We start from the raw sequence: 25,090 nt of genomic DNA on the forward strand, positions 1-25,090 counted from the left end.
GCCGGGGGGGGGGGGGGTTGGGGGTCCGGGGCCCCGGGTTTTGGCGGCCCCTGTCCCCCCCCCACCGGCTTTTCCCCCCCCCCGGGGGGCGCCGGGGGGGGGGGGGCCCCCCCCCCCCCGCAACGGTATTCGGCTCAGCGGCCGACCTCGCGGAGGCGGAAGTCCTCGACCGTCTCCCGGCGGATCAGCAGGCGGGCCCGGCCGTCCTTCACCGCGGCCACCGCCGGGCGGCCGACCAGGTTGTAGCCGGAGGCCATCGACAGCTGGTACGCCCCGGCCGCCGGGACGGCCAGCAGGTCCCCCGCACGCAGGTCGGCGGGCAGCACGGCGTCGCGGACCAGCACGTCGCCGGCCTCGCAGTGCCGGCCCACCACGTCCACCCGGGCCGCGCCCGCCTCCGAGCGACGGCCCACCAACCGCACGGCGTACGGCGATCCGTACAGCGCCGGGCGCGGGTTGTCGCTCATCCCGCCGTCCACGGCGGCGAAGCAGTGGCCGTCCGCGGTGTGCTTCACCGACAGCACCCGGTACACGGCGACGGCGGCCGGGCCGGCCAGCGCGCGGCCGGGCTCGATGATCAGCCGCGGCACCTCCAGGCCCGCCTCGGCGCAGCGCACCGCCAACCGGTCGGTCACCCGGACGGCGAAGTCAGCGACATCGAACTCGGCGTCCCCCGGCAGGTAGCGGATGCCGTGGCCGCCGCCGAGGTCCAGTTCGGGCAGTTCCACGCCGTGCTGCTCCCGGATCTGCGCGAGCAGTCGCACCAGCGCGTCCACCGCCTGCAAGTAGGGCTCGACCTCGGTGATCTGCGAGCCCAAGTGGCAGTGTAGGCCCGCCAGTTCGAGGCCGGGCTGGTCGAGCACCCGGGCGATCGCGTCGGCCGCGTCGCCGCCCTCGATCGGGAAGCCGAACTTCTGCCCGCCGACCCCCGTCCGCACCGCCGAGTGGTGCCCGGCGGCGATCCCCGGGACGACCCGGACCAGCACCCGCTGCGGGGTGTCGGCGGCCACCAGGGCGGCCAGCCGGGCGATCTCCGCCGGGCCGTCGATCACGATCCGCCCGACCCGCAGCCGCCGGGCCAGCCGCAGTTCCTCCGGGGACTTGGCGTTGCCGTGCAGCAGGATCCGCTGCGCCGGGAAGCCGGCCGAGGCGGCCAGCCACAGCTCGCCGGAGGAGCAGACGTCCAGGCCCAGGCCCTCCTCGGCCACCCAGTCGGCCATCGCGCTGCACAGGAACGCCTTGGCGGCGTACAGCACCTCGGCGTGCGGCAGCGCCCGCCGGTACGCCCGGGCCCGGTTGCGCACCTCGGCCTCGTCCAGGACGTACAACGGGGTGCCGAACCGCTCGGCGGCCTCCGCCAGCCCCACCCCGCCGACCAGCACGTCCCCACCGGGGCCGGGCCGCGCCGAGGCCGGCCAGGGGCCGCCCAGCACGTCGACGGCCGGGGCGTCGGGGCAGGCGGTGGAGGTGACGGTGGAGGGGGCGGGGACGGACGGGGCGGTCAGCTGCGTCATGGCGGTACTCCTACGGGGCGGGGCGGGGTGCGGCGCGGTGGGCGGGGTCAGTCCTCGAACTGCATCGCGATCCGGCAGTGCGCCGGGCGGCCTCGGTCGTGGCCGACCGTGGGCGCGGGCACCGGTTCGGGCGGCTCGGGGCCGTCCTGAAGCTCCTGTCGGTCCTGCCGGACACCGGCGGGCACCAGGCGGACCAGGCGGCGCGGCGACTGTTCGACGGCGGGGGCGATCGTGCTGCTCACGGGAGGCTCCTCGGGCTCGGGCGGGCCGCCGTGGTGCGGCCCTCGGTTCCAGTGGATGCCCGCCGGGCGCCGATCGCACCGGGCCTTGACGCGTGGCCTACGCGCCGCCGGGCGTCCTTGACGGCTTCCTGACATCCGCCCCCGCCACCCTCACCCGAACGGCCGTACGTACCGGCGAACGCCCGACCGGCCCGGGTGTCAGGGAGCCGTCAAGGACGGCCGCCGGGGCGCCAAGCCCACGTCAAGAGGAGCATGGCGGGCGCGGATCCGATGGTGGGCTGGCCGCCGTCCCCGCCGCCACCGAGCCCGCCGTCCCGCCGCTTCGGGACGCCCCGGAAGGTCCCCCGAGACGATGCGCCGTTCGGCCCTCACCCCACCGGACACCACCGGCGACCAGCAGAACTGGTTCCGCCGCCCGGCCCCCGTGCCCGAGCAGGTCCCGCACCACCCCAGCCATCGGCCGACCGGCCCGGACGACGGCCGCCGCCGGCTCATCACCCGCCGGCAGCTCACCGAGGCCCTGCCCGCCGCCGTCCGCAAGCTCCACCCGCGCACCATGATGCGCAACCCGGTGATGCTCGTGGTGGAGACCGGCTCCGCGCTCACCACGCTCAGCGCGGTGATCCACCCGAGCGTGTTCGCCTGGGTGATCGGCTTCTGGCTCTGGCTGACCGTGCTGTTCGCCAACCTCGCCGAGGCCGTCGCCGAGAGCCGGGGCAAGGCGCAGGCCGAGTCGCTGCGCCGCGCCCAGGCCGGGACCACCGCCCGGCGGCTGCTGCACTGGCGGGTCGGCACCCGCGACCACCGCCACGAGGTGATCCCCGCCGAGCAGTTGATGCTGCACGACATCGTGCTGGTGCCGGCCGGCGAGGTCGTCCCGCAGGACGGCGAGGTGGTCGAGGGCGTGGCCTCCGTCGACGAGTCGGCGATCACCGGGGAGTCCGCGCCGGTGATCCGCGAGTCCGGCGGCGACCGCACCGGTGTCACCGGCGGCACCAGGGTGCTCTCCGACCACCTGGTCGTCCGGGTCACCTCCCGGCCCGGGCAGAGCTTCGTGGACCGCATGATCGCCCTGGTGGAGGGCGCCAACCGGCAGAAGACTCCGAACGAGATCGCGCTCAACATCCTGCTCGCCTCGCTCACCATCATCTTCCTGCTGTCGGTGGTCTCGCTCCAGCCGATGGCGATCTACGCACACGCGCCGCAGACCACCGTCGTGCTGGTCGCCCTGATGGTCGCGCTCATCCCGACCACCATCGGCGCACTGCTGTCCGCGATCGGCATCGCCGGGATGGACCGGCTGGTGCAACGCAACGTCGTCGCCCTCTCCGGCCGGGCCGTCGAGGCCGCCGGGGACGTCGACGTGCTGCTGCTCGACAAGACCGGCACCATCACCCACGGCAACCGCCGGGCCGTCGCGCTGCACCCGCTGCCCGGCGCGAGCACCGAACAGCTCGCCGAGGCCGCCCAGTTGGCCTCCGTCGCGGACGAGACCCCGGAGGGCCGCTCACTCGTCGAACTGACGAACCGTCAGTACTGGGTGCCGCCCCGCGAACCCGGCGAACTCGGCGAGCAGCGGCCCGTCCCGTTCACCGCGCACAGCCGGATGAGCGGCGTCGATCTGAACTGGCCCGACGGGACGGGCTGCCTGATCCGCAAGGGCGCCGCCGGCGCCGTAGCCCGCTGGGTGGTGGAGTCCGGCGGGCGGATGCCGATGGAGGCCAAGCCGCTGGTGGACCGGATCGCCGAGGCCGGCGGCACCCCGCTGCTGGTCGCCGTCCACGACCGGCACGGTGCCCGGGCGCTCGGCGTGGTCGAACTCAAGGACGTGGTCAAGGAGGGCATCGCCGAACGCTTCGCCGAGTTGCGCAGGATGGGCATCCGCACCGTCATGGTCACCGGCGACAACCCGCTCACCGCCCGCGCCATCGCCGCCGAGGCCGGGGTGGACGACTTCCTCGCCGAGGCCACCCCCGAGGACAAGCTCGCCCACCTGCGCCGCGAGCAGGCCGCCGGGAACATGGTGGCGATGACCGGCGACGGCACCAACGACGCCCCCGCGCTCGCCCAGGCCGACGTCGGGGTCGCGATGAACTCCGGCACCCCGGCCGCCAAGGAGGCCGGCAACATGGTCGACCTCGACTCCAACCCGGCGAAGCTGATCGACATCATCCGGGTCGGCAAGCAACTCCTCATCACCCGGGGCGCGTTGACCACCTTCTCGATCACCAACGACGTGGCCAAGTTCTTCGCGATCATCCCCGCGATGTTCGCCGGCTCCTACCCCGGCCTGCACCACCTCAACATCATGGAACTGCACAGCCCGACCTCGGCGATCGCCTCCGCGATCATCTTCAACGCGCTGATCATCATCGCGCTGATCCCGCTGGCCCTGCGCGGCGTCCGCTACCAGCCCGCCTCCGCCACCGACCTGCTCCGGCGCAACCTGCGGGTGTACGGGCTGGGCGGGCTGATCCTGCCGTTCCTCGGCATCAAGGCGATCGACCTGCTGATCCAGTTCGTGCCGGGCCTCGGCTGAGCCCGGTCCGGCCGCAGCCGTCAGAAGGCCGGGCCCAGTGCGGCCGCAGCCGTCAGAAGGCCGGGCCCGGTGCGGCCGCAGCTGTCAGAAGGCCGTCAAGAAGTGTGCGACCGGCGTCATGGAGCCATCAGTGGCGGTACGGACGGACCGGTTCCGGGGTTCACTGGAATCAGCCGAACCAAGGAGCACAGAACCCGGAGCACCCGACCGGAGAGACGGAGGCGAACGGCCATGACCGGGACCACCCGAGTGATCGTCGGCCTGAGCGGATCACTGAGCAGTCTGGCCGCCCTCTACCACGCCGTCGGCGAGGCGGCCCGCAGCGAGGCCGTGCTGGTGCCGGTGGCCGCGTGGAACGCGGGCGAACGCGACGGACTGCGCCCGCTGTCCGAACTGGAGCACGCCGCCCGGCGGCGGCTGGACATCGCCTTCGAGCAGGCCTACGGCGGCTACCCGGCCGGGCTGGTCATCCACCCGCTGGTGGTCAAGGCCGAGCCGGGGCCGGCTCTGGTCGGCGCCGTCACCGGGCCGGACGACCTGCTGGTCCTCGGCGCCGCCACCCGCCGCCGGTTCGACCGGCTGCGGCACGGCTCGGTGGCCCGGCACTGCCGCCACCGCGCGGGCTGCCGGGTGGTCGAGGTGTCGCCCTCCGCGCTGCTGACCCGGCTCGAACTCCCCGCCCGCACCGGGGCCCCGCTGCCCCTGCTGGGCCGCGCCTGACCGCTGCCCGAGCTCCCCAAGCCCGCCCGCCGGCTCGACGCGTCACCTCACCCACGCCGAGCCGGCGGGCGCCATCGTGCCCGGATCCGGTCCGGCGGCTCCCGCCGGGCGCCCGGCTCGCGGGGTCAGACCCGCCCCAGCGCCGCCCCCAACTCCACCACCGCGTCCGCGTGTTCGCGCACCATCGGCAGGTCGTGGCTGATCAGCGCCAGCGTCACCCCGTGCTCGGCGCGCAACCGGACCAGCAGGGACATGATGCCCGCGGCGGTGTCCGCGTCCAGCGCGGAGGTCACCTCGTCGCACAGCAGGACGTCCGGTTCGGCCGCCAACGCCCTGGCGATGGCGACGCGTTGACGCTGCCCGCCGGACAGCTCGTGCGGGTACCGGGCGGCCAGGTCGGCGGGGAGGTCGACGGCGGCCAGCAGTTCGGCGACCCGGCCGGGGCACTGCTCGTGCGGGGTGGCGTGGTGCAGCCGCAGCGGCCGGGTGAGGGTGGCGCCGACGGTCCGGGCCGGGTTGAGCGCGCCGAGCGGGTTCTGCGGGACGAGTTGGACGCGTCGGCGCTGCTCGCGGGTGCGGGCGTGGTGCGAGCCGGCCAGCGGGGCGCCGTCCAGGGTGAGGGTGCCGCCGGTGGGCGGGTGGAGCCCGGCGAGGATCCGGACCAGGGTGGTCTTGCCCGCGCCGGAGGGGCCGATGATGCCGGTGCAGCTGCCGGGCGCGAGGTGCAGGTCGACCCCGGTGAGGATCCGGCGCCGCCCGCGCCCGTACCCGACGTGGGCTTCGACGCCGATCGCGGCCAGCCCGGCGGAGGTGCGCGCCGCGACCGGTCCGGACGTCCGGCTCGCCCCGGCCCGGATCGCGCCGGCGCCCGCCCCGGGCCGCACCGGGACGAGGGCGAGCACCTCGTCTGCGCAGCGGGCGACGAAGGCGGCGTCGTGGCTGGAGAGCAGGACGGCGATGCCGTGCCGCCGGGCGAGTTCGCGCAGCAGGTCGGCGGTCTCGTCCCGCAGTGCGGGGTCGAGGCCGGCGCTGGGTTCGTCGAGGAGCAGCAGGTCGGGGCGGCGGGCGAGGGCCCGGGCGAGGGCGCCGCGGCGCTGCCGGCCGGCAGGGAGGCCGCCGGGGAGGGTGCCGGGAAGGACGCCGGGAAGGCGGCGTTCGAGCTGCTGGTCGGCGGGCAGCCGGACTGGGGCGAGCAGGTCGCGCACGGCTTCGGGGCCGCGGTCGGCAGCGGTCTCGGCGAGCAGTCCGGCGACCCGCATCCGGGGGTTGAGGCCGGAGCCCCGGTCCTGGCCGAGGAGGGCGAGCCGGTGGCGGCGCAGCCGGCGCAGCGGTTCGGGGGCGAGCGCCAGGACGTCCTGGCCGAGGACGGTGACCAGCCCGGTGGCGCGGGCGCCCGGGGGCAGGGCGCCGGCGAGGGCGTGCAGCAGGGTGGTCTTGCCCGCGCCGGAGGGGCCGGTGACGGCGTGCACGCGCCCGGGGTGCAGGTCGAGGCTGACCGGGGCGAGCAGCGGGGTGCCGTCCGCGAGGGCGACGGCGAGCCGGTCGACCCGGGCGGTCGGGTTCTCGGTCACGGTGTGGCCTCTCGCGGGTGGCCGGACGTCAGGGGCGCCCGCAGCCGGTCGCGGCGGCCTCGGACAGCCGGTGCCGCCCGACCGTCGAGGACGGCGGCAGCCGCCGTCCGATGGCACTCGTTCCGCACGTCCTCACCCCCCGAGTCCAAAGCGCTTAGGTTTGCCTACCCTAAAACCACCTCCCCACGCAACCCTCCTGCCACGGAATGGCTCAGGAGTGACACCCCGTCGACGTTCTCGGCCGTCGCCCGGCCACCGGCCGGGCCCGGCCACCGGCTGGGCCTGGCCGACGGGCGGGCGGCCGGTCTCACGCAGGGTCGCGCAGGTGGTCGCTCAACCAGGTCAGCGACGGCGGGAGCAGCCTGGTCCAGGTGGTGAAGTTGTGTCCGCCGGTCTCCACGGTGGCCTGGGCGACCACCAGCGGCGGGCGGGCGGCCGCGGCGAAGGCCCGGGAGTCGGCGTAGGCGCGGCCGTCCTCCTTGCTGTCGGCGAGGAGGACGGCGAGGGCGGGCATCGGCAAGTGGGCGAGTCGCCAGTTCAGGTCGGCCTCGTCGCGCCGCTGCCGGCTGCCGCCGAAGAGGTCCCCGGTGGTCACGTCCTCGGCGGCCCTGAAGTAGCCGGACAGCGACACCGCCACCGCGAAGGTCTCCGGGTGGACCATGCCGAGCTTGACGGCGCAGTAGCCGCCGGTGGAGTCGCCGATCACGCCGAGGCTGCCGGGGCCGTCGAGCACCCGGTAGGAGGCGCGCAGGTCGGCCGGCACGTCGGTGGTGAAGTAGCGCTGGGCCTGCGGGCCGTCCGGCACGTCCTCGCACTCGCTGTCGCGCGGCATCGACGGCGAGGGGCGCACCAGCACCAGGACGGTCGGCTTCATCGCCCCCTGGCGCAGCAGGTCGAGTTCGTGGGCCGGGTAGCGCAGCTTGGTGACCAGGTTGGCGGCGTCCCCCGGGAAGCCGGTCATCACCAGGGCGGCCGGGAAGTGCCGGGCCTCGGCGCCGGGCCGGAAGTACTGCGGCGGCAGGTAGACGTACCCGTCGGTGCTCAGCCCGGTGGTCCCGCCGGGCAGCCGCACCCGGTCGAGCCGTCCGATCGCGGCCGGGTCGCGGTCGGCCCCGCCCGCGCCGGTGATCTCCGCCGGGCCGAGCACCTGCACCCCGGCGGGCACTCCGGGAGCCCCGCCGCCGGGGGTGCCGCTCGGGCTGCTGCCGGGGCCGCCGGTCGGGCCGCCCGCCTGGATGACACCCGTGCCGCGGTCGCGCCCGAACAGGTCGGACCAGCTGCTGTAGAACAGGAAGGAGTCGTTGACGGCGAGCCCGAGGGCGGCCAGCAGGGCGAACTGGGTGACCGCGATGGTCCCGAGCCGCAGGAACATCGCGGGCCAGCTGCGGACGGCCAGCCGGGGCCAGACCCAGAGCGTGCCGAGCACCGTGAACACCGCGAGCAGCGCCGCCAGCGCCAGCAGCTCGTGACTGGTGAGTCCCATCCGTCCCGGCCTCCCTTGGGCGTTCCCTCGGAGCCACCGGCCGGGGGTCGGCGGCCCCACCCAGGGTAACCAGGGCTGGACGGAACGTCACTCCCGCCGGTCGGCGAGCGCCTGCCAGACCTGGTCGCGCAGGAACGGCGGGTCGGTGAAGCGGATGCCGGTGGCGTCGCGCAGGGCGTTGGCGAACGCGGGGGCGACCGGGTTGAACGGGCTCTCGCTCATCGACTTGGCGCCGAGCGGGCCGATCGCGCCCGAGGTGGTCGAGAAGTGCACCTCGGTGCGCGGCACGTCGGCGTACGCGGGCAGGCGGTAGCGGCGGAAGGCGGCCGTGGTGACCTCGCCCCGGTCGTCCAGCAGCACCCGTTCGGACAACGTCGCGCCGAGCGCCTGGGCGACCCCACCCTCGACCTGCCCGCGGCACTGCATCGGGTCAGCAGGACGCCGGAGCGGCCCAGCCCGTACAGCGAGGCCCGGCGGAACGCCGTCCGGGCCGCCAGCGCCCGGGCCGGCAGGGTGATCGAGCGCAGCAGCTCACCCGGCCGCAGGTCCTTGACGCCGGCGCCGGTGACGAACTCCGCCACCGGGGCACGGCGCCGCTCCCCCGACGGGGCCCGCAGCAGGCAGACCCCGTCCAGGGCGGCGGTCAGCGAGATCATCGGACCGGCGGGCAGGCCGTTGCACAGGTTGCCGCCGACGGTGGCCATGTTCCAGATCTTCCAGGAGGCCAGGAACGCCCGGCAGCACTGCTCGAACAGCGGCGCCGCCGCCCAGGCGGCGGGCTCGGGGTGGCGCGAGAGTTGGGCGACCGTGCAGGTCTCGGCGATCTCCAGGCCGCCGTCGGGGGTCGGGGTGAGCGGCTCCCAGCCCATCCGGCCGAGGTCGATCAGCCGGCGGATGTGCGGCTGCGGCTCGGAGAACAGGTACGTCCCGCCGCCGAGCCAGGCGTCCCCGGGCCGCCAGGTGCCGCCCCGGCGGGCGTCGCACATCTCGGCCACCGTGTTCAGATCCATGTCGCTCCATCGCCCCGGCCGGTCCCGTTCCTTCGGTACGGCGATCGAAGCCGCGGCGACCGGTCGGGCACGAGTGGTCCCGCACACCAGCCGCACCCGGCCCCGCCTGGTCGATCGTCCAACGGCGGCCCTCGCACCGGCGCCAACTTCGACAAGGGTGTCGAAGTTGGCGCGGGGGCCGGGCTATGCTGTCCCGAGGTCCGAGGATGAGCCCCCCCTTGCCCCGTCGACGAACGCACCAGCATGGCGCGCCCGACCGGAAGGAGGCGAGACGCATGGACAGCAGCAGTCCGGGCCGCACCACCCGCCCCCACCCCCGCATGCCCCGGTCCGCCTCCGGCAGACGGTGAACACACCCGTCGCACAGGCTTTCTGACGCCACGTCACACACGTCGGCCCTGCCGCCACCGCCGTCCGCGGCCCCTTCGCCCACCCCGGTTCCCCCGCCGAGGAAGAGGTACCCCATGACGACGTCCCGGCCCTACCCGCGCCCCGCCGAGGCCGCGGTGCTGCTCACCGTCCTCGCCCTCCTCGTCGCCGAGGAACTCGCCCTCGGCCTGGCCGAGGAGGAGGACCGCCCGGTCATCAACGCCATCCTGATCGGCGCCTCCGGCTCCGGCCTCCTGGCCGTCGGCGCGGTCCTGCTCGGGCGCTGGCTCGACACCCGCCGCCCGCTCCCGTTACCCCCGCCCGGCCCCAACGGCCGCGAGTACAGCGCCCGCGCGCTCGAAGACTTCCCGATGGACGCCGTGCGCCCCCTCCTCCTTACCCACCAGGCCCCGCAGCTGGGCCAGTTGTACTCCGCCTGGATGCTCGCCCGGGCCGGCCGGCCCGCCCCGTGGATCGCCCGCCGACTCGGCATCCCGCTCGACGCCGCCCACCTCCTCGTCGACGCCGCCCGCACCCGCCACGACTGAGCCGACGGCGTCAGCGGCGCCGGCCGGGCGCCCCCGCGCCCGCCTGCGCCAGCAGGAACGGCACCAGCCCGCGCTCCGCCAGCGCCGACCGCCACGCGTCCCGCGCCAGCCCCAACTCCCCCACGCCACCGGCCTCCCCGCCGACCTCCGCCGACCTCGACCGCGACGCCGCCCCCAGCAGTCCCAGCCCGCCCACCAGCAGGCTCACCGCGGCCACCCCGGCCGCCACCCACCCGGCGCCCACCAGCGCGTGCCCCAGCACCTCGACGTCGTCCGCCAGCCCCAGCGCGTACCCGAGCAGTAGGAAGATCGCGGCGGCCACCCCGGCGACGATCGGCACGATCACCCCCAGCACCCCCCACCAGCCCGACACCCGCTGCCGCCCCGGCTCGTCCACCGGCAGCCGCGCCACCGCGTCCCGGTCCGCCCGCAGCGCCGCGTAGCGCTCGTACTCGGGCGCCGCCGCCGCCAGCACGAACTCCGCGTGTTCCCGGGCGCACCGCCGCAACCGCTCCACCCCCGGCCCCTCGTCGCCCACCGCCCGCAGGGCCGCCCGCACCTGCGGCCCGGCCAGTGCCCTCCCCAGCTCCGTCTCGAAGTCGGCCCGATCCTGCTGCGGCAGTCGAAGCGGCCTGTCCATGCCGTGCCCCCGTTCGCTGTACTCCCAGTTCTACAGAACTGTAGAACATGGTGGCGGGTAGCAGCAGCCCCGTTCACCTGTGGGCCCTCGATACGGGAACGGCCGACGCCCGGCGCCCCCGCCCCCGTCGGACCCGTCGGACCCGTCGGCTCAGGACACCGTGAGGATTCCCCGCATGAAGTGGTGGAGGGTGCACAGGTACGCGTAGGCGCCCGGCTGGGCCGGCGCGGTGAAGGTCGCGGACGCGCCCGGGGCGATGGTGCCGGTGTCGAAGCTCCGGTCCTGGGCGGTGAGGGTGTGGTCGACGGGGTCGGTGTTGCGGACCGTGACGACGGCGCCCGGGCGGACGGTGAGGTCCGCCGGCTCGAACACGAAATCCCCGATGGCCACCGCCCCCGGGGAGGGAGCGGTGGCCGACGGCCGCGAGGCGGCCGGGGTCACCGGAGTCGCCGGGGCGGACCCGGACGGGCCCGGGCCCGGGCCGCCCACGCTGACGGAGCAGGCCGCGAGGGTGGCGCCGAGGAGCACGGCGGCCACGGCCCGGGCCCGCGGACGCATCAGGAGCCGAAGAGCGGGACCCGCCGGGCGTCGGAGGACGCGGGCGGGGTGGCACCGAGGTCGCTGACCGTGGCGATCAGGACGGCGTCCGCGTCCGGGATCCAGTTGACCGTCTTGGACTGGACGACGAGCTGCCGCTGCCGCTGTGTGCCGTCGCAGAGGATGTCCGCCTCGGCCGTCCGGCTGGAGCCGAAGGCCACGATGGAGGGGTCCTCCGGATCCCGCTGCTCCACCGAGACGGTGAGCGACCGGGCCTCCTCCGCGATCCCGCAGAGGTAGTCGACGTCGACCCGGACCCGGCCGGGAACCTTCGGGTCGATCCGGGCCTCACCGAGAGTGACGGCCGTGCCGGCCGACTCCCCGTCACGCACCCGGGCCGGGGCCGCGGCCTGCGCGGGCGCCGGAGCCGCGGCCGAAGCCGCCGCCGGGGCTGCGGCCGGGGCCGGGTCGGCGGCCAGGGCGGGCGCCGTGAGACCGCCGAGGGCCGAGGCGAGAGCCGTCACAATGATCCACCGCTGCACTGCCAACCTCCTATAACTGAAGACGTGTTGCGGCCGACGCTAACCGCCCCTCCGGCAGCCCGCGCGCCGAGCCGACCACCCTTCGCACGGACAGCCCAGCCACCACACCGACCCGCCGTCACCAACGGCCCAGCCCCCTGGACCAGCCCCCACCGGCCCCCACCGGCCGCCCGCCCCGCCCAAGGCCGCCTGAACGGACGAAGGGCCCGCCGCGAGGTGCGCGGCGGGCCCTTCAGGAACGCGCTGCGTCACCGGCGCCCGGCACCGACCTCGGAGTCGGTGGTCTCGTCCTCGCCCCGGCCGTCCTCGCCCCAGCCGTCGTCGCCCCAGCCGTCGCTGCGGTCGCGGTACAGGGTGAAGCGGTCGAAGAGCACCGGCGTCGGGAAGGGGTTGGCGGCGGTGGCGGACGGGGAGTGGTAGTAGCTCACCGTGATGGTGGTGCGGCCGCCGGGCAGCCGGCCCGGGTCGACGTCGAAGACCGCGACGCCGTACGGGAAGTCGGTGTCCGGGTCGGTGACGGCGGACCAGTGGGCCTTCTCCTTGGCGTCCGGGTCGGCCTTGAAGGTGAGGCGCTGGGTGCGCACGGAGGCCTCGCGGACGCCGTCCGCGTCGGCGGGCAGGTAGACGTCGTCGTGGCCGGCGGTGCCGCCGCCACCGAGGATGAGGTGGACGGTGCCCTGCGAGGTGTCGATCCGGCGCAGGTCGTCGTCGGCGACGGCCGGGGTGAGCAGGCCGCCCGGCTCGGTGCCGCGGACGGGGTGGGTGCGCTCGTAGTCGTGGTCGTGCCCGGCCAGGACGAGATCGACGGAGTAGCGGTCGAGCAGCGGCAGCAGCTTCTCGCGGATGCCCATGTCGCCGCCGTGGCTGGCCGCCGAGGAGGACATCGCGAACTGGTGCAGGTTGACGACGACCCAGTCCACCGCGCGGCCGCGCCGGGCCCGCGACAGGGTGCGCTCCAGCCAGCGGAGTTGGGCGCCCTCGCTGTAGTCGCTGATGTAGATGGACCGGCCGGTGGCCGGGTCGAGGCTGGCGTCGTCCTCGACGGCGATCTCGTTGCCGTCGAGGCTCACGAAGAGCACCGAACCGACCTGGAAGCTGTACCAGTTGCCGCAGTAGTCACGGGTGCCGTTGTCGGGCAGTTCGAAGCGGGTCAGGTACGAGGCGTACCCGAGGTCCCCGCCGCCGGCCTCGACCTCGTGGTTGCCGGGCGCGGGCATCCAGGGGCGGTTGGCGGCCGAGGTGGCGAGGTTGTTCATGAACGCGTTCCAGCACTGCGGCTGGCGCTGCGGGTTGTTGTTGGCGTACGCGAGGTCGCCGTTGAGCAGGTGGAACAGCGGCGCGAACCGCTCCACCTGACGGACGGCGGCGGCGCCGTGGATCGAGGACTTGCTGAACACGTTGTCGCCGGTGCCGAGGTCGCCGAAGCTGGTGAAGCGGAACGCGGCCCGCCCGCGCGCGGGCGCGGTGCGGAAGGTGCCGCGCACCGGGGCGGAGCCGTCGTGCAGCACCTCGTAGACGTACGTGGTGTCGGGCCGCAGGCCCTCCAGGCGGACGTGGTGGGTGTACGTCTCCACCTTGTTGAGCCCGTCGACGTAGGTGCGGGTCTCGGCGTCCACGGTGTGGCCGGCGCCGCCGCGCGGGGTGCCGATCCGCACCCGGGGGCGGCGCACGGTGGCGGCGGTCGCCCAGGAGACCGTCATCTCGCGGGACGGCTCGTTGCCCCACTGCAGGTGGATCTGCTCCGGTCCGGGGGTGCCGGCCAGGGCCGGCTGCGTCCAGAGGAGGGTGGACGCGGGCAGCGCGGCGAGCGCACCGGCCGCGGTACCCGTCCGAAGGACCGTTCTGCGCGAGGGACGCGAGGGATGTGACACTGCCGCCTCCAAGGACTCCGAGAAACGCCCAGGAGAGTCCCAGGCGAACCGGGCGGGCGAGCCACCGGCGAAGGTGTGTTCGGCGAACGCCAGTTGAACGCCGGCCTGCGACGGATGGCGATCCACCGTTACGCCGGGAGGATTACCGAACCCTGACGTCGGATCGGCGCACGCCCGATCCGCCGCCCCGCCCGGCTAGCGTCGGCGGCATGGAGATTCTGGTCACCGGCGGCGCCGGGTTCATCGGGTCGACCGTGGTCCGCACGCTGGTCGCGGCCGGGCACGGGGTACGGGTGCTGGACGCGCTGCTGCCCGCCGTCCACCCCGCCGGGCGGGCGCCCGACCTACCGGAGGGCGTGGCCTTCCAGCACGGGGACGTGCGCGACACCGCCGCCGTGGAGCGGGCGTTGGCCGGGGTGGACGCGGTCTGCCACCAGGCGGCGATGGTCGGCCTCGGGCTGGACCTCGACGACGCCCCCGCCTACGCCGGGTGCAACGACCTCGGCACCGCCGTCCTGCTCGCCGCGATGGCCCGCGCCGGCGTCCGCCGCCTCGTCCTGGCCGGCTCGATGGTGGTGTACGGGGAGGGCCGCTACCGCTGCCCGGCACACGGCGACGTCGCCCCGGGCCCGCGCCGCACGGCCGACCTGGACGCCGGGCGCTTCGAGCCGCCCTGCCCGGCCTGCGGCCACGCCCTGAGCCCCGGCCTGGTCGCCGAGGACGCCCCGGCCGACCCGCGCAGCGTGTACGCGGCCACCAAACTCGCCCAGGAGCACCTGGCGTCCGTGTGGGCCCGGGCCTGCCAGGGCGCCGTCCTGACGCTCCGCTACCACAACGTGTACGGGCCGGACATGCCGCGCGACACCCCGTACGCGGGGGTCGCCTCGCTGTTCCGCTCGGCGCTGGCCCGGGGCGAGGCCCCCCGGGTGTTCGAGGACGGCCGGCAGCGCCGCGACTTCGTCCACGTCGAGGACGTCGCCGCGGCCAACCTCGCCGCGCTGGAGGCCCTCGACGCCCGCCCGCCTGGCAGTTCCCGCGCCTACAACGTGGGCAGCGGCGAGGTCCGCACGATCGGTGAGATGGCCGCGGCGCTGGCGGCCGCGTACGACGGCCCGGCGCCGCTGGTGACCGGCGAGTACCGTCTGGGCGACGTCCGGCACGTCACGGCCGACTCCTCCCGGCTGCGCGCCGAACTCGGCTGGCGCCCGCAGGTGCCGTTCCACACCGGGATGGCCGCCTTCGCGGCGGCGCCCAGGGTCGGGGTCCACAGCTGACTCGCCGTCGGATGTGAGCCATAACTCCCCGGCGAAGAGCGGAGGATGGGGTTAGCCTGTCAATACGGTTGCAAACTACACGGAAGAAGTGGCCATGAACGACCAGGAATTCGTCAGCGCCCCCGCACTGATCCTCCGGTCCCTCTCCGCCGACCCCGGCCGGCGGGCCATCGTCACCGCCGACGGCGGCGAGATCACCGCCGGCGACTTCGCCGCCGCCACCTACCGTCTCGCCCACGAGCTCATCGCCCGGGGCGTCACCCTCGGGGACACCGTCACCCTGCTCACCGGCAACACCCCCGAGGCGCTCGGCGCCCGCTACGCCGCCGGCCTCGCAGGTGCGCGGGTGGTCAACCTGTACGACGGCATGAGTGCCCCAGTTCTGGCCGAGATCGTGGCGAGCGTCGACACCGGCGTCCTCCTCGTGGACGCCGAACGGTTCGCGGGGGCCGCCGAGTTGCTGCCCCTGATCGACGTGCCGACGGTCCTCCGCCTCGGCCCCGGCCCGGCGGCCGTCGGCGAGGACGTGATCGCCGCCTCCGCGAACCGCCCCGCCGAGCCGCCCGCCGTACGGATCGGCCCGGACGACGACCTCGGCATCCGCCACACCGGAGGCACCACCGGGGTCCCGAAGGGCATCCTCAGCCTGCACGGCCCCTACCGCGCCACCTTCGACGCCCCGTTCGGCCCCGTCGGCGCGACCGACGGGGCGCCCCGGTTCCTCGCCGCCACCTCGCTCGCCCACCTCGCCGGGATCCTCACCGACCTGACGCTCCACCACGGTGGTTCGGTCGTCCTCCAGCGGTCCTTCGACCCCGGCGAGGTCCTGGCCGCCGTCGAGCGCGAGCGCATCACCACCCTCTGGGTGCTGCCGCCGCTGCTCTACCAACTGCTCGACCACCCGGCGATCAGCCGCACCGACCTGTCCAGCCTGCGGCAGATCATGTACGGGGGCTGCGCCGCCTCGCCGACCCGGATCCGCGAGGCGGTCAAGGTGTTCGGGCCGGTCCTGGTGGGCGTCTACGGGATGTCCGAGGCCCAGCTGATCTCCCTCCTCACCCCGGAGGAGCACGACCGGATCGTCCAGGGCGGCCCGGTCCCGGTCGGCCGTCCCTTCCCGGGCGTCGAGGTGGAGATCCGGTCCGCCGACGGCACCGGGCTGCCGACCGGCGAGCAGGGCGAGGTGTACATCCGCTCGGCCGGCCTCATGGCCGGGTACTGGAAGCGGCCCGACCTGACCGCCGAGGTGCTGCGTGACGGCTGGCTGCACACCGGGGACGTCGGCTACTTCGACGCGGACGGCTACCTCTACCTGGCCGACCGGGTCAAGGACCTGATCATCGTGGTCGGCGGGCACGTCTACCCGTCCGAGGTGGAGGACCTCCTCCTCACCCACCCGGCGATCGCCCGCTGCGCGGTCTTCGGCGTGCGCGACGCGCAGGAGGCGGAGCACGTCCACGTCGCCGTCGTTCCCGCTCCTGGGCAGCGGCCCGAGCTGGCGGACGTCCAGGCGTTCGTCACGGCCCGCAAGGGGCGGATCTACGCGCCGGAAGCCCTGCACCTCGTGGACGAGATCCCGCTGACGTCGGTCGGCAAGCCGGACAAGAAGCGGCTGCGCGAGGCCGTGGCCGAGTAGGCCGTACACGGCGGGCGTTCACCGCACCCGGGCCCGCCTCCGAAACCCTGTCGGCCGGCCGGCGGGAGTTCGGAGGCGGCCCCCCGTCGGTCGGCGGGAGTTCGGAGGCGGACCCTAGCGGGCCTCGGCGCGCGGCGCCGGCAGGGCGATCTCGAAGCAGCAGCCCCCGGCGACGTTGCGCACCTCGGCCCGACCGGCGTGCGCCTCGACGATGCCGCGCACGATGGCGAGCCCGAGCCCGGCGCCGCTCTCGCCGGGCTCGCCGGCGGCCCGGCCGTCGTCGCGCCGGGGCGTCCGGGCGGAGCCGCCGCGCCAGCCCGTCTCGAACACCCGGGACAGGTCCTGCTCCGGGATGCCGCCGCAGCCGTCGGTCACCGACAGCACCACCTCGTCGGCCTCCCGCCGGGCGGCGACGGCCACCACGCCGTCCGCGGGGGTCGAGCGGATCGCGTTGACCAGCAGGTTGCCGAGCACCCGGGTGATCTCCCCGCTGTCCACCTCGACCGGCTCGGCCGCCATCGGCTCGCCGGCCACCTGCCGCCCCTCCAGCCGGACGCCGCGCCGCCGGGCCAGCGGGTACGCCCCGGCGAGCGCGTCGTCCACCAGGTCGTACACCGAGACCCGGGTGAGCGAGAGGGCGAGCGCGCCGGCCTGGATGCGGGAGAGCTCGAACAGGTCGTCCACCATGCCGGTGAGCCGTTCGACTTCGGTGCCGATCCGCACCAGGTAGCGGTCGGGCTCCTCGGCGACGCCGTCCTCCAGCGCCTCGGCCATCGCCCGCAGGCCGGCCAGCGGGGTGCGCAGGTCGTGCGAGATCCACGCGACCAGCTCCCGGCGGGAGTGCTCCAAGGCCTGCTCGCGCGCCCGGGACTCCGCCAGCCGGGCACTGGTGGCGGCCAACTCCTCGCTCAGTGCGGCGAGTTCCGCGCCGAGCGGATGGGCGGGCGCGGTGAACCCGGCGTCGCTGCCGACCGTCCGGACGGCCACGGCCAGCGCCCGGCTGCCGGCCACCACCTGGCGGCCGAGCAGCGCGGCGGTGAGCAGCGAGACGACGGCGGCCATGCCGAGCACCGTGATGACCACGCCGAGGTCGTGGGTGGACAGGAACATCGCCTGCGCCACCGCGAACGTCCCGGAGGTCACCGCGAGGACGGTCACGACCGCCACGCAGAACAGGGACAGGGCGACGGACCGGCGGCGCAGCAGCCGGATCGCCGCCCAGCCGAGCAGGCCGGCGCCGCCCGCGCCGAGGGCGGCGAACAGGGCGATCAGCAGCAGGTCCTTCACGCCGCACCGCCCTGCGGGCGGGCCTGGTCGTGGGGGGCCGGGTCATAGGGGGTCGGGTCGTAGCGGTAGCCGACGCCCCAGACGGTGCTGATCAGGGCGGGCGCGGCCGGGTCGTCCTCGATCTTCTCGCGCAGCCGCCGGACGTGGACGGTGACGGTGGAGAGGTCGCCGAAGTCCCAGCCCCAGACCTGCCGCATCAGGTCCTGCCGGGAGAACACCGTGCCGGGGTGCCGGAGCAGGAACGCCAGCAGGTCGAACTCGCGCAGGGTGAGGGCGAGTTCACGCGCGCCCCGGTGGGCGCGGCGGGCCTTCGGGTCGAGCGTGACGTCCCCCGAGCGCAGCACCCCGCCGACCGGCCCGTCGGCCGTCCCGCCCGCGGCCCCGCTCCCCGCCCGGGCGCGGCGCAGCACCGACTGCACCCGCAGCACCAGTTCGCGCGGACTGAACGGCTTGGTGACGTAGTCGTCCGCGCCCAGCTCCAGGCCGAGGATGCGGTCCGCCTCGTCGCCCTTGGCGGTGAGCAGCACCACCGGCAGTGCGGCGCCCTCGGCGGAGGCCCGCAGCCGGCGCAGCACCTCCAGCCCGTCGAGGCCGGGCAGCATGAGGTCCAGCACCAGCAGGTCGGGGCGGGTGCGCTCGGCGAGGTCCAGGCCCTGCGCACCGTCGGCGGCCCGGTCCACGTGGTGCCCGGCGCGGGTGAGGTAGCCGGCGACGACTTCGGCCACGGTCGGGTCGTCGTCGATCACCAGGATGTGCGAGGTGTCGTTCACCTCGCCGAGGATAGGAGGCCTCAGCGCCCGGTGACACCACAGCGGGTCCGCGTTCGCGTTCCGTAAGATCCGCCGCCCACCCTTCGCCCGGCCCAGCCCGAGCCGACTCGCCCGACCCGGCCAAGCCCGACCCGACTCGCCCGACCCGGCCCACCGCGCCCACCGCGCCCGACCCGGTCCACCCGACCCGGTCCACCCGGCCCGATCCGCCGGACGGGTCAGCCGCCACGACGTCCGACTTCCGTAAGGCTGCGCCGCCGCCGCGCCCCGCCGTCCCGCACTTAGCGTGGCCGGGTGACCTCTCCCCTCTCCCCCGCTCCTCCCGTCGACGTCGTGCTGCCCTGCCTCGACGAGGCCGCCGCGCTGCCCTGGGTACTGGGGCGGATCCCGGACGGCTGGCGGGCCGTCGTCGTCGACAACGGCTCCCGGGACGGCTCCGCCGACCTCGCCCGCTCGCTCGGCGCGACGGTGGTCGAGGAGCCCCGGCGCGGGTTCGGCGCCGCCTGCCACGCCGGACTGCGCGCCGCCACCGCCGAACTGGTCTGCTTCCTGGACTGCGACGGTTCCCTCGACCCCGCCCAGCTCCCCCTGGTCACCGGCCCGGTACTGGCCGGCACCGCCGACCTGGTGCTGGGCCGCCGCCGCCCGGCCACCACCGGGGCGTGGCCGCTGCACGCCCGCCTGGCCAACACCGTCCTGGCCCGACGGCTGCGCGCCCGCACCGGCGCGCCGCTGCACGACCTCGGCCCGATGCGGGCCGCCCGCCGGGAACAGCTGCTGGCGCTGGGGCTCGGCGACCGGCGGTCCGGCTACCCCCTGGAGATGGCGCTCGCCGCCTCGGCCGCCGGACTGAGGATCGCCGAGACGCCCGTCGACTACCTGCCGCGCGCGGGCCGCTCCAAGGTCACCGGCACCCTGCGCGGCACCCGGCAGGCCGTCCGCGACATGCGGGCCGTGCTGGCCGCGCCCCCGCCGACCCTGCTGGTGATCGCCAAGGCGCCCGCCCCCGGCCGGGTGAAGACCCGGCTCACCCCGCCCTGCACCCCCGAACAGGCCGCCGCCCTGGCCACGGCCGCCCTCGCCGACACCCTGCACACCCTGGGCACGATGCCGGCCGGGCGGCGCGTGCTCGTCCTGGACGGCGAACCGGGCGACTGGCTGCCCCCCGGCTGGGAGGTCGTCGCGCAGACCGGCGGCGGGCTGGACGAACGACTGGCCGCCGCCTTCGCCCACGCGGCCCGGGTGGCCCCGCGCGCCCCGGCGCTGCTGGTCGGGATGGACACCCCGCAGCTGAGCGCCGCCGCGCTGGCCGAGCCGCTGTCGGCCGCACGGCGGGCGGGCACGGACGCCTGGTACGGCCCGGCGGCGGACGGCGGCTTCTGGGCGCTGGGCCTGGCCCGGCCGACGGCCGACCTGGCCGCGCGCCTGCTGCACGGAGTGCCGATGTCCACCCCGGGGACCGGCGCGGCCCTCCTCGAACGCCTCACCGCATCGGACTTGACGATCGGTCACCTCCCGTCACTCACCGACGTGGACACCATCGACGACGCCCGCCGCGTCGCCGCCGAGGCCCCGAACAGCCGCTTCGCCGCCCAGCTGAGGACGGTCAACCTGACGTCGGAGGTGGCGAGTTGACGGCCACCGCGGCCTGGGTGGACGACCCGTTCGCCGAAGCCGTCCGCACCGGGTGCGGCCCGCTCTGGCTGCGCCGGGAGGACGGCCACCGCCTCCGGCTGGACATCGAACGCTGGTGCGCCCCGGCGGCCGGCGCCGACCACAGCCTGCTCCTGCGCTGCGCCCGCCGGGCCGCGCCCGTCCTCGACCTCGGCTGCGGCCCCGGACGGCTGGTCGCCGCGCTGCTCGCGCTCGGCGTCCCGGCCCTCGGCGTCGACGTGACCGGGGCGGCCGTCGCCCGCACGGTCGGACTGGGCGGCCCGGCGCTCTGCCGCTCGGTCTTCGACCGGCTGCCCGCCGAGGGCCGCTGGGGCGCCGCGCTCCTCGCCGACGGCAACCTCGGCATCGGCGGCGACCCGGACGCCCTGCTCCGCCGGGGCGCCGAACTCATCGCGCCGGACGGGCTGCTGCTGGTCGAGGTGGAGCCGGCGGAGGTGGACGAGCAGGTCACCGTCCGGGTCGAGGGCCCGGACGGCCGGCTCGGGCCGGCCTTCCCCTGGGCCCGGCTCGGCACGGCCGCCGCCCTACGGCGGGCCCGCGCCGCCGCCGGACTGGTCGAGGCGGAACGCTGGACCTCGCACGGCCGCCGCTTCCTCGCCCTGCACAAGCGCTGAGGCGCACCAGGCCGTTGCCCTTGACGGACGCGACCCCACCCTCCTGACGTGTCGGCGGGTCCTCGGCGACGACGGCATCCCGGTCCCGCTGCCATCAGGACGGGCCCCGCAGCCCCTCAGCGGGCCCGCCCACCTGCCCGTTCCGCCGCCGCGCCCACCGACGCCGGCTTCGACTCCGGCTCCTGCTCCAGGCCCGGCGGCGGGGCGGACTCGTCCGTCGGCAGCACCCGGTCACGCAGCCGCAGTCCGCAGACCAGGGCGACCAGCAGCACCCCGAGCACCGATCCCAGTACGGTGCGCAGCCCGTACGCGTCGGCGATCCGGCCGAGCAGCGGGGCGGCCAGCCCGCCCACCGACATCGCCAGGCCCAGGGTCAGTCCGCTGGCGGTGCCGGGCCGGTTGGGCAGGTAGTCCTGGGCCAGCGTCACCTGGGCGGCGAACGGCAGGAACATCGCCAACCCGAACGCGACGGTGGCGAGTTCGGCCACCGCGAAGGTGGGGGCGAAGGCCACGCCGGCCAGGGCGGGGGCGGCCAGCAGGTAGCCCAGCCGGATCGGGAGGAGCCGCCCGTACCGGTCGCCCAGCCGCCCGCCGAGCAGGGTGCCCGCCGCACCGGCCAGGGTGAGGGAGGTGAGGGCCACCGCCCCCGCGCCCGTCGAGGTGTGCAGGTCGCGCTGGAGGTGCAGGGCGAGCATCGAGGTCACCGTGACGTAGGGCACCGACCAGCAGACCGTGGCGACCACCAGCCGGCCGAAGGCCCGCCAGTCGTCGCGCTGTCCGCTCCCGGCCGCGCCGCCCGTCACCAGCGGCGGCGCGGGGGTGTGGCCCCGGCGGCGCAGCCACGGGCCCTGGGCCGCCCACAGTGCGCCCATCACCACTGCGGGGACTGCGAGCAGCCAGCTGCCGGCCAGGCCGAGCGAGCCGACCACGAGCGTCACCAGGGCCGGCGCCAGCGAGGCACCGAGTGTGCCGCCGACGGAGAACAAGCTCATCGCCTGCTGGGACTGGCCGCCCGCCGCTCTGGCCTGGTTGGTGGCGGGCGGGTGGTAGGCGGCGACGCCGATCCCGGCGAGGGCCACGCAGAGCCAGGTGAGCAGGTAGCTGTCGGCGAGTCCGGCGCAGCCGAGGCCCCCGGCGGCGGTCAGGAAGCCGGCCGGGACGAGCCAGCCGCGGTGGCGGCGGTCGACGAGCAGGCCGAAGAGCGGCTGGACCACGCTGGACAGGCCGGTGGCGGCCAGCGCGATCCCCGAGACGGCGGTGTAGCTGTAGTGCCGCTCGGACATCAGGAAGGGCAGCAGTGCCGGGACGGCGCCCTGGTAGAGGTCGTTGACGACGTGGGTGCCGGTCAGGAAGGCCAGCTGGCCGCGCTTCACGTGGTTCCTCCCTCGACCTGGAACGCGAGGCCCCGGTGCGCGGTGTCCCGGTGTGCGGTGTCCCGGTGCGCGGCGTCCCGGTCGAGCACCGGCTGCGGGGTGTGGTGGAGCCACGGCCGGGCCTGCTCCAGCTGGGCGCCGACCACGACGGCGTCGGCGGGTGCGATCCGGTCGGCGAAGACGGCCGATCCCCCGGTGAACGGGAGTCCGGCCACCGGCCAGGTGCCCTTCACCGGGGTCGGCACTCGGAGCAGCGGCGGCAGCTGCGAGGTGTCCTCGGCGGCGGCCGGCCGGGCCTCGGCCAGGGTCAGTTCACGGAGTTCTGTCACGGTCACTCTCAAGTCCTCGGGTTCTCAGGTCCTCTGAGGAGTTACCTTAGAGTGCTGGTCAGAGCGAAAGCAAGGCATGCCTAACCTGGACGTCGGCTACCTACGAAGCCGGAAGGGCCGCCCGCGATCGACAGGGCGGCGAGGAGAAGATTGGCGCCGGGGTCCAAGGAGCCTTGCAGGATGCCGGTCGTGCACCACGCGTGCGGCTGTCGCCCAACCGCCTCTTGGCCCCACGGTCAGGGGTGCCCCGGCGGCACCCTTCGAGGCGTCCCGGCCGAGCCTGCCACACGCCCCGGGCCGCGACAAGACGTCCGACCCACCGCCTACTCCCGGCTCACCGGCCGCCACCGCGGGTGCTCGCGCTCGGCCCATCGGCGCTCCACCAGCCCGGTCCGCATCCCGAGCCGCGCCTCCGGATCCCGCCAGGCCATCCGGACGTGTCCGACCACCACCACGGCGATGGCGGCGGCCAGCCAGTCGTGGACGAAGGTCGCCCCGGTCCGCCAGGAGGACGGGGCGAGCCGGGGCAGCCACATCAGCAGTCCGGTGCCGACGATCACCAGCATCGAGCCGAGCGTCCACTGCGCGTACAGCTTCTGCCCGGCGTTGAACTTGCCCGCCGGCCGGTGCGGGGCCCGGCGGCGGACGGCGCGCAGCCAGTCCCGGTCCGCCGGGGTGAAGCGGCTCAGCCGGGCGGCGTCCGCGCGCAGCGCCCGCGAGGCGAGCCCGAGCAGCAGCGGCACGGGCAGTGCGAGGCCGCACCACACGTGCACCGTCACCACCAGCCGCCGGTTGCCGACCAGTTCGGCGAGCGGGGCGAGGTAGAGGCAGGCCGCCGTGGCCAGGCAGACGCCGGTCAGCGCGGCGGTCGTCCGGTGCACCCAGCGCTCGGCCCGGGTGAAGCGCAGCAGGAGTTCAGCCGGTGGGCGCATCGTCACGTCCGTTCGACCGGCCGACCCAGGCGTCGACGTCGTACCCGTTGCGCTCCCAGTAGCCGGGCTCCACCGAGCCGGTCACGGTGATCCCGGAGAGCCACTTGGCGGACTTGTAGAAGTACATCGGCGCGACGTACAGCCGCACCGGGCCGCCGCGGGTGTGGGAGATGGGGCCGTCCTGCATCCGCAGCGCGACCAGCACGTCGTCCCGCCGGGCCTGCGCCAACGTCAGGCTCTCGGTGTACGCGCCGTCGAAGCAGCTGAACCGGACCGCCCCGGCCCCCGGCCGCACCCCGGCGGCGTCCAGCAGGTGCGCGAGCGGCACCCCTTCGAACGGGGTGTCCGGCACCCGCCACCCGGTCACGCACTGCACGTCCCGCACGAGCCGCCGCTGCGGCATCGCCCGCAGGTCCGGCAGGCGGAACGTCGCCGGCCGCTCCACCATCCCGTCCACGCTGAGCGTGTAGTCCTCCGCGCTCCGCTCCGGGACGGAGGACACCACCGAGTAGTACCGGAATCCGTTGTTGCCCGGCAGCAGCCCGCTCAGCCCGCTCGGGTCCCGCTCGGCCAGCCCCGACTCGGCCCGTTGCAGGTACGGCCCCGCCGCCACCCCGACGGCCCCGAGCCCGAGCAGCCCGAGCACCACCCGCCGCCCCACCGGGGTGCCCCTGTCCTCTTCGTCTGTTCTGTCCACGCCCCCGATTGCACCAGTCCGAGCCCGGCCGGCGCGAGGCCCGGCGCCGGTCCGTCAGCCTTTCGTCATCTCCACTCGTCGTCGCCTCCCCTGCCCGGCGACACTCGTCAGCTCCACGGCCGGGCCGTCGCCGGGACCGGCCGTCGCCGGGACCGGCCACCACCGGGGCCGGGCGGCGCCGGATCGTTTTCCGGTCAAGTTCGACGATCTTTCGAACCCCGTATTCCCCCGGCTCCGACCACGCCACTACGGTGCCACGCATCCCCGCTGTTCCCCCTCCCCGGGCGGCCGCGACCGCCGGGGCTACCGATCGGACCGGTGCGCCGTGACCAGAATCCTCCGTCGACTGTGGACCCACGCGGGAAGAGCGGCGGCCGTCGTCGCCCTCCTCGCCGCCGCCCTCACCGGCGCGGCGGCCGGAACCGCCACCGCCGCCACCCCGGCCGCCCCCGCGGCAACCGCCTCGGTGGGCGGCTGGACCTGCCCCGGAACGCCCGTCCCGGACGGCTACGTCATCACCATGTTCAACTCCAGCGGCTGCAACAACCACGGCGCCTGGTTCCAGGCACCCGCCCAGAACCGCCTGTGGACCTGCTCCGGCTCGCCGATCGTCTCCGGCTACGTCCTGACCAACTACAACCCCCAGGGGTGCAGCGGCGTCGGCGCCTGGTTCCACGAACTGGTCCGCAACGGCATCTGGACCTGCCCCTACTCGCCGATCCCGGCCGGCTACCGCAGCACCAGCTACGACGCCCGCGGCTGCAACGGCCTCGGCGCCTGGCTCACCATCAAGGCCTGACCCACACCCGGCGGGGGGGGGGGGGGCCGCGCGCGCGGGGGGGGGGGGGGCCCGCCCGCGGCGCGGGGCGGGGCGGGGGCGCCCGCCGCGCCCCCCCGCCCCCCCCCCCCCCCCACCCC

At 75.6% G+C, this 25,090-nt stretch carries 23 protein-coding genes and 3 pseudogenes; 9 read left to right on the forward strand and 17 right to left on the reverse strand.

Annotated elements, in window-relative coordinates; all coding sequences use genetic code 11:
• Positions 1 to 134 precede the first annotated feature (134 nt).
• Both lysA and ACIPLC_RS16275 read right to left on the reverse strand, forming a co-directional pair.
• Complete coding sequence (lysA, locus tag ACIPLC_RS16270; RefSeq protein ID WP_400473627.1) at positions 135 to 1,514, reverse strand: diaminopimelate decarboxylase; 1,380 nt, start codon at positions 1,512 to 1,514, stop codon at positions 135 to 137.
• A 47-nt stretch (positions 1,515 to 1,561) separates the two neighbouring features.
• Entirely contained in the window at positions 1,562 to 1,756 is a 195-nt protein-coding gene (locus ACIPLC_RS16275; protein WP_400473628.1) for a hypothetical protein, read from the reverse strand.
• A 352-nt stretch (positions 1,757 to 2,108) separates the two neighbouring features.
• Here ACIPLC_RS16275 and kdpB point away from each other — a divergent pair, with 352 nt between their 5' ends.
• On the forward strand, positions 2,109 to 4,295 hold the full coding sequence (gene kdpB, locus ACIPLC_RS16280; protein WP_400473629.1) for a potassium-transporting ATPase subunit KdpB: 2,187 nt from the start codon (positions 2,109 to 2,111) through the stop codon (positions 4,293 to 4,295).
• 231 nt (positions 4,296 to 4,526) lie between these two features.
• Positions 4,527 to 5,015 (forward strand): universal stress protein, encoded by a 489-nt coding sequence (locus ACIPLC_RS16285; RefSeq protein WP_380565216.1) that lies wholly within the window; start codon positions 4,527 to 4,529, stop codon positions 5,013 to 5,015.
• A 125-nt stretch (positions 5,016 to 5,140) separates the two neighbouring features.
• Here ACIPLC_RS16285 and ACIPLC_RS16290 read toward each other — a convergent pair whose 3' ends face one another.
• The 5 genes and pseudogenes from ACIPLC_RS16290 to ACIPLC_RS16310 all read right to left on the reverse strand — a co-directional run.
• The gene (locus ACIPLC_RS16290) at positions 5,141 to 6,586 is read right to left on the reverse strand and encodes an ABC transporter ATP-binding protein (RefSeq protein ID WP_400473630.1); all 1,446 of its coding nucleotides are present in this window, start codon (positions 6,584 to 6,586) and stop codon (positions 5,141 to 5,143) included.
• Positions 6,587 to 6,893: 307 nt separating this feature from the next.
• The gene (locus tag ACIPLC_RS16295; protein WP_400473631.1) at positions 6,894 to 8,069 is read right to left on the reverse strand and encodes an alpha/beta hydrolase; all 1,176 of its coding nucleotides are present in this window, start codon (positions 8,067 to 8,069) and stop codon (positions 6,894 to 6,896) included.
• 87 nt (positions 8,070 to 8,156) lie between these two features.
• Positions 8,157 to 8,291, reverse strand: a complete 135-nt coding sequence (locus ACIPLC_RS16300; protein ID WP_400473726.1) for a hypothetical protein — start codon at positions 8,289 to 8,291, stop codon at positions 8,157 to 8,159.
• 120 nt (positions 8,292 to 8,411) lie between these two features.
• A pseudogene (locus ACIPLC_RS16305) lies at positions 8,412 to 8,495 on the reverse strand (hypothetical protein); the annotation flags it as partial.
• 5 nt (positions 8,496 to 8,500) lie between these two features.
• A pseudogene (locus ACIPLC_RS16310) lies at positions 8,501 to 9,079 on the reverse strand (FAD binding domain-containing protein); the annotation flags it as partial.
• A 464-nt stretch (positions 9,080 to 9,543) separates the two neighbouring features.
• On the opposite strand from ACIPLC_RS16310, the gene ACIPLC_RS16315 reads away from it, so the two are divergent.
• Positions 9,544 to 9,996 carry a hypothetical protein gene (locus ACIPLC_RS16315; RefSeq protein ID WP_400473632.1) on the forward strand — a complete coding sequence of 151 codons (453 nt, stop codon included), beginning with the start codon at positions 9,544 to 9,546 and terminating at the stop codon, positions 9,994 to 9,996.
• Between the two features lie 10 nt (positions 9,997 to 10,006).
• On the opposite strand, the gene ACIPLC_RS16320 is transcribed toward ACIPLC_RS16315, so the two are convergent.
• The 4 genes from ACIPLC_RS16320 to ACIPLC_RS16335 all read right to left on the reverse strand — a co-directional run bounded on the left by ACIPLC_RS16320 (position 10,007) and on the right by ACIPLC_RS16335 (position 13,586).
• Entirely contained in the window at positions 10,007 to 10,636 is a 630-nt protein-coding gene (locus tag ACIPLC_RS16320; RefSeq protein ID WP_400473633.1) for a hypothetical protein, read from the reverse strand.
• A gap of 150 nt (positions 10,637 to 10,786) precedes the next feature.
• Positions 10,787 to 11,194: a cupredoxin domain-containing protein gene (locus ACIPLC_RS16325; protein WP_400473634.1), complete on the reverse strand. Its 408-nt coding sequence runs from the start codon at positions 11,192 to 11,194 to the stop codon at positions 10,787 to 10,789.
• Positions 11,194 to 11,697, reverse strand: coding sequence for a hypothetical protein (locus ACIPLC_RS16330; RefSeq protein ID WP_400473635.1), 504 nt, complete (start codon positions 11,695 to 11,697; stop codon positions 11,194 to 11,196). The genes ACIPLC_RS16325 and ACIPLC_RS16330 overlap by 1 nt, the downstream gene beginning before the upstream one ends.
• A gap of 266 nt (positions 11,698 to 11,963) precedes the next feature.
• A complete protein-coding gene (locus ACIPLC_RS16335; RefSeq protein ID WP_400473636.1) occupies positions 11,964 to 13,586 on the reverse strand; it encodes a purple acid phosphatase family protein in 1,623 nt (540 codons plus the stop codon).
• A gap of 209 nt (positions 13,587 to 13,795) precedes the next feature.
• Between ACIPLC_RS16335 and ACIPLC_RS16340 the strand changes: the two genes are divergently transcribed.
• Both ACIPLC_RS16340 and ACIPLC_RS16345 read left to right on the forward strand, forming a co-directional pair.
• Positions 13,796 to 14,860, forward strand: coding sequence for an NAD-dependent epimerase/dehydratase family protein (locus tag ACIPLC_RS16340; RefSeq protein ID WP_400473637.1), 1,065 nt, complete (start codon positions 13,796 to 13,798; stop codon positions 14,858 to 14,860).
• Positions 14,861 to 14,954: 94 nt separating this feature from the next.
• Positions 14,955 to 16,496 carry an AMP-binding protein gene (locus ACIPLC_RS16345; RefSeq protein WP_400473638.1) on the forward strand — a complete coding sequence of 514 codons (1,542 nt, stop codon included), beginning with the start codon at positions 14,955 to 14,957 and terminating at the stop codon, positions 16,494 to 16,496.
• Between the two features lie 114 nt (positions 16,497 to 16,610).
• On the opposite strand, the gene ACIPLC_RS16350 is transcribed toward ACIPLC_RS16345, so the two are convergent.
• Complete coding sequence (locus ACIPLC_RS16350; RefSeq protein ID WP_400473639.1) at positions 16,611 to 17,783, reverse strand: sensor histidine kinase; 1,173 nt, start codon at positions 17,781 to 17,783, stop codon at positions 16,611 to 16,613.
• The gene (locus ACIPLC_RS16355; protein WP_400473640.1) at positions 17,780 to 18,553 is read right to left on the reverse strand and encodes a response regulator transcription factor; all 774 of its coding nucleotides are present in this window, start codon (positions 18,551 to 18,553) and stop codon (positions 17,780 to 17,782) included. The genes ACIPLC_RS16350 and ACIPLC_RS16355 overlap by 4 nt, the downstream gene beginning before the upstream one ends.
• Before the next feature lie 294 nt (positions 18,554 to 18,847).
• Here ACIPLC_RS16355 and ACIPLC_RS16360 point away from each other — a divergent pair.
• The 3 genes and pseudogenes from ACIPLC_RS16360 to ACIPLC_RS16370 form a co-directional block, all read left to right on the forward strand.
• Positions 18,848 to 19,561 (forward strand): annotated as a pseudogene (locus ACIPLC_RS16360) (glycosyltransferase family 2 protein); the annotation flags it as partial.
• A 99-nt stretch (positions 19,562 to 19,660) separates the two neighbouring features.
• Entirely contained in the window at positions 19,661 to 20,188 is a 528-nt protein-coding gene (locus ACIPLC_RS16365; protein ID WP_400473723.1) for a DUF2064 domain-containing protein, read from the forward strand.
• Positions 20,185 to 20,841: an SAM-dependent methyltransferase gene (locus ACIPLC_RS16370; protein ID WP_400473641.1), complete on the forward strand. Its 657-nt coding sequence runs from the start codon at positions 20,185 to 20,187 to the stop codon at positions 20,839 to 20,841. The genes ACIPLC_RS16365 and ACIPLC_RS16370 overlap by 4 nt, the downstream gene beginning before the upstream one ends.
• A 116-nt stretch (positions 20,842 to 20,957) precedes the next feature.
• Here the strand turns inward: ACIPLC_RS16370 and ACIPLC_RS16375 are convergent, their stop codons facing one another.
• The 4 genes from ACIPLC_RS16375 to ACIPLC_RS16390 form a co-directional block, all read right to left on the reverse strand.
• Positions 20,958 to 22,214: an MFS transporter gene (locus ACIPLC_RS16375; protein WP_363632697.1), complete on the reverse strand. Its 1,257-nt coding sequence runs from the start codon at positions 22,212 to 22,214 to the stop codon at positions 20,958 to 20,960.
• The gene (locus ACIPLC_RS16380) at positions 22,211 to 22,543 is read right to left on the reverse strand and encodes a hypothetical protein (RefSeq protein WP_400473642.1); all 333 of its coding nucleotides are present in this window, start codon (positions 22,541 to 22,543) and stop codon (positions 22,211 to 22,213) included. The genes ACIPLC_RS16375 and ACIPLC_RS16380 overlap by 4 nt, the downstream gene beginning before the upstream one ends.
• Before the next feature lie 323 nt (positions 22,544 to 22,866).
• The gene (locus ACIPLC_RS16385; RefSeq protein ID WP_400473643.1) at positions 22,867 to 23,475 is read right to left on the reverse strand and encodes a cytochrome b/b6 domain-containing protein; all 609 of its coding nucleotides are present in this window, start codon (positions 23,473 to 23,475) and stop codon (positions 22,867 to 22,869) included.
• Positions 23,459 to 24,172 carry a molybdopterin-dependent oxidoreductase gene (locus tag ACIPLC_RS16390; RefSeq protein WP_400473644.1) on the reverse strand — a complete coding sequence of 238 codons (714 nt, stop codon included), beginning with the start codon at positions 24,170 to 24,172 and terminating at the stop codon, positions 23,459 to 23,461. The genes ACIPLC_RS16385 and ACIPLC_RS16390 overlap by 17 nt, the downstream gene beginning before the upstream one ends.
• A gap of 325 nt (positions 24,173 to 24,497) precedes the next feature.
• Here ACIPLC_RS16390 and ACIPLC_RS16395 point away from each other — a divergent pair, with 325 nt between their 5' ends.
• Complete coding sequence (locus tag ACIPLC_RS16395) at positions 24,498 to 24,971, forward strand: hypothetical protein (RefSeq protein ID WP_400473645.1); 474 nt, start codon at positions 24,498 to 24,500, stop codon at positions 24,969 to 24,971.
• The last annotated feature ends 119 nt before the right edge of the window (positions 24,972 to 25,090 follow it).

Source organism: Kitasatospora sp. NPDC086801 (genome assembly GCF_044745805.1).
Taxonomy (GTDB): Bacteria; Actinomycetota; Actinomycetes; order Streptomycetales; family Streptomycetaceae; genus Kitasatospora.

Coding starts and splice junctions, on each gene's coding strand:
- ACIPLC_RS16285 (WP_380565216.1), top strand. CDS start 4,527: ATGACCGGGACCACCCGAGTGATCGTCGGCCTGAGCGGATCACTGAGC.
- ACIPLC_RS16345 (WP_400473638.1), top strand. CDS start 14,955: ATGAACGACCAGGAATTCGTCAGCGCCCCCGCACTGATCCTCCGGTCC.
- kdpB (WP_400473629.1), top strand. CDS start 2,109: ATGCGCCGTTCGGCCCTCACCCCACCGGACACCACCGGCGACCAGCAG.
- ACIPLC_RS16325 (WP_400473634.1), bottom strand. CDS start 11,194: ATGCGTCCGCGGGCCCGGGCCGTGGCCGCCGTGCTCCTCGGCGCCACC.
- ACIPLC_RS16385 (WP_400473643.1), bottom strand. CDS start 23,475: ATGCGCCCACCGGCTGAACTCCTGCTGCGCTTCACCCGGGCCGAGCGC.
- ACIPLC_RS16295 (WP_400473631.1), bottom strand. CDS start 8,069: ATGGGACTCACCAGTCACGAGCTGCTGGCGCTGGCGGCGCTGCTCGCG.
- lysA (WP_400473627.1), bottom strand. CDS start 1,514: ATGACGCAGCTGACCGCCCCGTCCGTCCCCGCCCCCTCCACCGTCACC.
- ACIPLC_RS16340 (WP_400473637.1), top strand. CDS start 13,796: ATGGAGATTCTGGTCACCGGCGGCGCCGGGTTCATCGGGTCGACCGTG.
- ACIPLC_RS16365 (WP_400473723.1), top strand. CDS start 19,661: ATGCCGGCCGGGCGGCGCGTGCTCGTCCTGGACGGCGAACCGGGCGAC.
- ACIPLC_RS16320 (WP_400473633.1), bottom strand. CDS start 10,636: ATGGACAGGCCGCTTCGACTGCCGCAGCAGGATCGGGCCGACTTCGAG.
- ACIPLC_RS16315 (WP_400473632.1), top strand. CDS start 9,544: ATGACGACGTCCCGGCCCTACCCGCGCCCCGCCGAGGCCGCGGTGCTG.
- ACIPLC_RS16300 (WP_400473726.1), bottom strand. CDS start 8,291: ATGAGCGAGAGCCCGTTCAACCCGGTCGCCCCCGCGTTCGCCAACGCC.